This window comes from Roseiarcus sp. (assembly GCF_052145395.1).
GTDB lineage: Bacteria > Pseudomonadota > Alphaproteobacteria > Rhizobiales > Beijerinckiaceae > Roseiarcus.
Genome location: NZ_JBKQOT010000390.1, coordinates 1 through 3,811, shown reverse-complemented (window position 1 = coordinate 3,811; position 3,811 = coordinate 1). Strand labels below are relative to the sequence as shown.

Genomic DNA, 3,811 nt, shown 5'->3' with positions numbered 1-3,811 from the left:
GCATGGTCATCCGTGTGGAGGAGGGCAAGGGGCGGAAGGATCGCTACGTGATGCTCTCGCCCAGCCTGCTCCACATTCTACGCGACTATTGGAAGCGCACTCATCCCGGCGAGTGGCTGTTTCCAGGGGATCGGCCCGGGCAACCAATTTCGACGTGCGCCGTCGAACTCGCCTGCAGCCAGGCACGTGAGCGATCGGGCATCACCAAGCCGATCACGCCGCATTCGCTGCGACATGCGTTCGCGGTTCATCTGCTGGAGTCCGGCGCCGATCTGCGCACGATCCAGTTGCTGCTTGGTCATCGCAGCCTGAACACCACGTCACGATATCTGCGCATAGCCACGAGCAAGGTCTGCGCCACCGCCAGTCCACTCGATGCGATGCCGCCGGTCATGCCGGACCTCGTTCCCGCCTAACGGCGGGGCCGTGTCCCGCGGGGGGCTAGAGGTGGCGGATGTGTTCCGCCACTTCGGCCCGGCTTTCCGTGATCAGCATGGCGCGTCGCTGTCCGCCGCGCATTGGCGCGCCATCACCGCGATCGAGAGTTGCCGCACTGCCGCGCTCGGTGGTCACCTGGAGCAGTGCAGCGATTGCGGACATCAACGCGTCGCATACAACTCGTGTCTTATGGGCAGATCCAGTAATGGGGAGTTGGCGGCGGCTTGCTCGCGCTTTTGCCTCCGCCGCCGCCAACCCGGCTCACCATTACGAAGGGCGTTTGAGGAGCGCGATCAGCTTGTCGGACGGCTGGAACGCGCCGCGCCGCAGATGCGGTGGAACGATCGATTCCATGGCGTCGAGCTTCTCTGTCGGATCGCCACGCGTATAGATTTCTGTGGTCGTCAGAGTGGCGTGCCCCAGCCACAGCGATACCTTGCGGATGTCCTGCGTTGCCTGCAGGATGATCATCGCGCAGGTGTGCCTGAGCACGTGGGGCGAGATGCGTTTCTTGCCGAGACCGGGATGCGCTTGAGCGGCGGTCGCTGCATGCTGTTTAAGCAGATAGGCGAAGCCCCATCGGCTCAGCGGCTCTCCCCGGGCGTTGACGAACACCTCGGGCGCCGCGATCCGCCCGCGAACGGCGAGCCAGGCGCGCAGGGCCGCGGCCGTGGTCTTCCACAACGGGAGCGTCCGTTCCCGCCGTCCCTTGCCAAGAACATGAATGCTCATCGACGGCAGGTCGATGTCCCCGAGCTTCAATCCCGTCAACTCGGACACGCGCAGCCCCCCACAAACCGCCAGATGCAGCATGGCCCGGTCGCGGACGCCATCGCGCGTGGCGGGATCCGGGGCGTCGAGCACCGCTTGCAGTTCCTCGCGCAGAAGAAAGGGGACCAGACGCTGATCCGTTTTCTTGAACGGAATCGCCAGGACGCGGCGGACATGCTCGAGGGCTGCCGGTTGCCTGTATTCGAGGAAGCGGAAGAAGGACTTGATCGTCGCCAGCCGGACATTGCGGGTCACCGGCGCGTTTTTGCGCTTATCCTCGAGATACTCCAGGAAGGCGCTGATGAGGCCGGCGTCGAGTTGCTCCAGCGTCAGCGCTGATGGCGAGACCTTCAGTCTCTTTGCAGCGAACATGAAGAGCAACTGGAAGCTCACGGCATAGGAGTCGCGGGTATGCCGGCTGACGCCCCGCTGGCGGGCGAGCGTCTCATCGAGGAACGCTTCGATGAGGGGAGCAATCGGCGTCATGATTGCCTCCCTTCGGCGATGAACGCTTCACCGGCCGCGGCGACGTCGCGCATGAGGTCGGCGGTGGCCTCGAGGTACCAGTAGGTCGCATAGATGTTGATGTGACCCATGTAGGTCGCGAGCGCCGCCATATGCGCGCCGCTTCGGCTTCGATCGGCCGGACTGCCTTGCAGCGCGCGAACGGCAAACGTGTGCCGTAGATCGTGCAGGCGCGGGCGGCGCCTCGCTGCCGGTGCTATGCCTGCCCTGTCGACCAGCCTGTTGAAGGTCTCTTTGACGGCAATGTAGCGCAGCGGCAGACCACGTGCGTCAACGAATACCGGATCGGCTTCGGAACGGGGTTGGCGGCGCGCAAGATAGCGCTCCAAGCCCGCTCCTGTCGTGTCGTGCAGCGGCGCCAAGCGGGTTTTCCGGAACTTGGTCTCGCGGATCAGCAAGCCATCGTGCGTCACGTCGGCGACCGTCAACTTCAGCGCTTCGGAGATCCTCAACCCGGTGACGGAGAGCAGCGCGATCAATGTCGCGTAGGTCAGGGAGCGCAAGCCGCCTTCGGGTCGAAGCCGAAGGGCGGCCTCGATCAGGCGATCGATCTCCGCTGCCGAGTAGATATGCGGGGAGCGCCGCGTCTTGCGAGCGCCGAAGTGATCGACCGGCGGCAGTTCATGCCGGGCGTCTTCAACCCGGACATGACGCACAAAGCGGCAGACGGCTTTCAGCCGGGCATCGCGTTGCGCGACGGACGGCCCGCGCGCCGCCCAATCGATTGCGGTTTGCGTGTGGACATGCGTTTGCCCGCACTGGGTCGCAAAGGCGGCAAAGCTCTTGAGCAGGTATTCCGCATTCAGCATCGTGAATCCAGTCGCGCGGCGGAGCGCCAGGTAAGCCTCGATGGCCTTCAACATCAGAGAACCTCCGGCCAGGGCTGCGCGATTTGCTTCAGGAGCGCGACATCGGCCTTGGCGTAACGGGCCGTCGTGTCGATGCCTCGGTGCCGCAGGACCAACCCGATCTTCTCGAGCGGAACGCCATGGCGCAGCATCTCGGTCGCTGCCGTGTGTCGCAGGACGTGCGCCCCCTTGACCGGCGCCACGACGCCAGCCCGTTGCATGAGGCGTCTCACCAGCGACGAGACGCCGTCGCCGTTCCGGAACGGTCGAAACGGCGCGATATTGCGCAGGAACACGTGATCGCTCGGGCAGGTCGAAGGACGGTGCGCGAGGTAGGCGGCGATCGCATCCCCGACGTCTTGCGGAAGCGGCAGACGCACCTCGTAGCGCGACTTGCCCGAAACCCGCAGCGAGCCCTTTTCCCACTCGATGTCGTCGAGGCGGAGTTGCGCGACGTCGCCGGCGCGCAGCCCGAGGCGCGCCAGGAGTAGGAGGATCGCGCGATCACGCCGGCGCTCGACGACTTCGCCATCGCATGCCGCGATCAGCCGGTTCACTTGCTCCGCCGCCAGATACCGCGGCAAGTCGGCAAGCCGCCAATGGGCATAGCCGGGAACAACATCGGCGAGACCGGCTCGGCAGCGGCCTTTGACAGCGAGATACCGCAAGAACACGCGCAGGCTGGTCGTCAGCTTCTCGACGGTTCCCTTGCCGCAATGGCTCGCGCGGTCCAGGAAAAAGCTGCGAATGGCGGCCGGTTCCCACCTTTCTGAATCGTTCCCGAGGGCCACCATCAAGAGCGCGGCGTCGCGGGCATAGAGCTTGATGGTGGAATCGGACGCCCCGCGGTGCTTGCGCAGCCACACTTTGAAGTCAGCCACGAGGGACGGTTCGGCGGGCTGCAATGATGCGGCAGCGGCGGACCCGCAAACGCAGATTTCGACAAGGTGCTGGCGAAAGAGCCTGGCGCCGAAAATCGTGTGGTGGTTGCGACGCCCTCCCATGGCGCGCGGACATCGACACCTGAGCAAATGCTCGCTGAACACCGCCAGATCAATGTCGCTCGGCATCGCTCCTTGCCGAGCCACGACATAGCCGAGGTGCGCTGCCGCTCGCAGATATCGCACGGCCGTGCCGGCGCTATAGCCCTGTCGCTCGAGCGCAGCTGCGAAACCGTCAAGGTATGGTCCGCTTGGCCCGCTCCGCAAATGCGCCAGCATCTTCGATGC

At 65.0% G+C, this 3,811-nt stretch carries 4 protein-coding genes and 1 pseudogene; 2 read left to right on the top strand and 3 right to left on the bottom strand.

What is annotated here, in order from left to right:
* Together ACLP25_RS13110 and ACLP25_RS13105 are read left to right on the top strand one after the other, a co-directional pair.
* A partial coding sequence (locus tag ACLP25_RS13110; RefSeq protein WP_442469630.1) for a tyrosine-type recombinase/integrase occupies window positions 1–416 on the top strand: 416 nt, incomplete at its 5' end.
* Window positions 376–624 (top strand): annotated as a pseudogene (locus ACLP25_RS13105) (transposase zinc-binding domain-containing protein); the annotation flags it as partial. The gene ACLP25_RS13110 and the pseudogene ACLP25_RS13105, both read left to right, overlap by 41 nt.
* An 81-nt stretch (window positions 625–705) precedes the next feature.
* On the opposite strand, the gene ACLP25_RS13100 reads toward ACLP25_RS13105, so the two are convergent.
* The 3 genes from ACLP25_RS13100 to ACLP25_RS13090 all read right to left on the bottom strand — a co-directional run.
* A complete protein-coding gene (locus ACLP25_RS13100; protein ID WP_442469629.1) occupies window positions 706–1,695 on the bottom strand; it encodes a tyrosine-type recombinase/integrase in 990 nt (329 codons plus the stop codon).
* Entirely contained in the window at window positions 1,692–2,597 is a 906-nt protein-coding gene (locus tag ACLP25_RS13095) for a tyrosine-type recombinase/integrase (protein ID WP_442469628.1), read from the bottom strand. Before ACLP25_RS13095 ends, ACLP25_RS13100 begins: the two co-directional genes overlap by 4 nt.
* Window positions 2,597–3,811 (bottom strand): tyrosine-type recombinase/integrase (locus tag ACLP25_RS13090; RefSeq protein WP_442469627.1); only part of this gene is annotated, 1,215 nt, incomplete at its 5' end. The genes ACLP25_RS13095 and ACLP25_RS13090, both read right to left, overlap by 1 nt.

Excerpts from the sequence above, each read along its gene's own strand:
- ACLP25_RS13095 (WP_442469628.1), bottom strand. The coding sequence starts at position 2,597 with ATGTTGAAGGCCATCGAGGCTTACCTGGCGCTCCGCCGCGCGACTGGA.
- ACLP25_RS13100 (WP_442469629.1), bottom strand. The coding sequence starts at position 1,695 with ATGACGCCGATTGCTCCCCTCATCGAAGCGTTCCTCGATGAGACGCTC.